Annotated in this window: 1 protein-coding gene; it reads right to left on the bottom strand. The window is 60.5% G+C overall.

Translation table 11 applies throughout. The features are described from left to right. Window positions 1-193: 193 nt before the first annotated feature. Window positions 194-1,687, bottom strand: coding sequence for an IS91-like element ISVsa3 family transposase (locus tag R7E78_RS24010; protein ID WP_318058323.1), 1,494 nt, complete (start codon window positions 1,685-1,687; stop codon window positions 194-196). Between the last annotated feature and the right edge of the window lie 20 nt (window positions 1,688-1,707).

Raw genomic sequence — 1,707 nt, 5'->3', positions numbered from 1 at the left:
GCTTTGGACCGCAGTTGACTCTTTCGACACCCCTGCGATGCAACCCAATCCGGCAGACGGGGAACCAGCAACGCTGAAAATTTACCCTCCTCTTTCCCACTAGCGGCTCCTTTTCCGACAACCAGCACGGCGGATCCCTGCCGCGGCGCTGTGAACGCAGCATTTTGATTGGTATCGTTGGCCTTCAGGCTCGTCAGTCAAACAGACCCAGGAGCAGCTCAGCCGGTGGCGCCCGGCTTTCGGGTAACGCCCTGGTCCCGCTGGTTTCGGCTTTGTGCTTCAGGTGAGCAAGGATCCGCTTGATCACTATAGGGTCTTCAATGCAGGCGATGACTTTCATGGCGCCGCCGCAGCCGCTGCAGGTCTCGATGTCGATATTGAAAACACGCTTGAGCCGTAGCGCCCATGTCATCGACGCTCGCCGTTGTGCTGGTGTTGCCGGTTCATCAGCCACCCTGACCTTGTTGCCCCTGCCCCGTTTTGCCGGCGTGACCAACGCCCGGTGCCGACTGTTGGGTGCGAACACCCCGTGGAAGCGGGTTAGGTTGACTCTGGGCTTCGGTACCAGGGCGGCCAGCCTTGCAATGAAATCCAATGGTTCGAAAATGACGTGCGTGGTGCCGTCCCGGTACGGCGTCTTGAGCTGGTAGCGCACGTTGCCGCCTCGTGTTAACGACAGCCGCTTCTCGGATACCGCCGGGCGGCTGATGTACCGGCACAGCCGTTCGAGCTTCTTGCGTTCATCGGCCCTGGCCGCCACGCCGGCGTGCAGGCTGGACCCGGCTACCTTGCCAATCCCGTCACCGAACGGATCACCACTGGTCGGCAGAGTTTGCAAAGTGAACACCTTTCGCCCCGCCTGTGAACCGACAGCGATACGGTAAGTGATCGAGTGCCCCAGCAGGGGTGTCATCGGGTCGTCATCCACCGCATCCGAGGCCAGATAGCTGTTTTCGACATCCCGTTCCAGCAGGCCTTGCCGTTCCAGATAGCGACCCACCCGGTGGGCGATGGTGTGCGTCAGCTGGGTGAGCTCTGGGCTGGTCGGCGCCTTGACCCAGCGGAAACGCGCTGAGCCGTGGGATTGCTCGACATACACACCGTCGAGAAACAGCATGTGGAAGTGAACATTCAGATTGAGCGCCGATCCAAAACGCTGGATCAGGGTGACCGCGCCCGTCTTGGCCACTTGGTGGGTATGGCCCGCTTTCTTGACCAGGTGCGTGGCAATGACGCGGTAAACGATGCCCAGCACCCACCCCATGATCTCGGGCCGGCTGGCAAACAGGAAACGCAGCTGAAACGGGAAGCTCAACACCCACTGACGCATGGGTTGTTCAGGCAGTACTTCATCAACCAGCAAGGCGGCACTTTCGGCCATCCGCCGCGCCCCACAGCTCGGGCAGAAACCGCGACGCTTACAGCTGAAAGCGACCAGGTGCTCGGCGTGGCAAGACTCGCAGCGAACCCGTAGAAAGCCATGCTCCAGCCGCCCGCATTGGAGAAATTCTTCAAATTCCCGTTGCACATAGCCCGGCAATTCCTTTCCCTGCTCTGCCATAAGCGCAGCGAATGCCGGGTAATACTCGTCAACGATCTGATAGAGAAGGGTTTGCTCGGGTCGGTGGCTCTGGTAACGACCAGTATCCCGATCCCGGCTGGCCGTCCTGGCCGCCACATGAGGCATGTTCCGCGTCCTTGCAATAC

It is taken from the genome of Vibrio sp. YT-19(2023) (assembly GCF_033337395.1).
The sequence above is the reverse complement of the archived record's forward strand: the minus strand, read 5'-3'. Positions and strand labels throughout refer to the sequence as shown.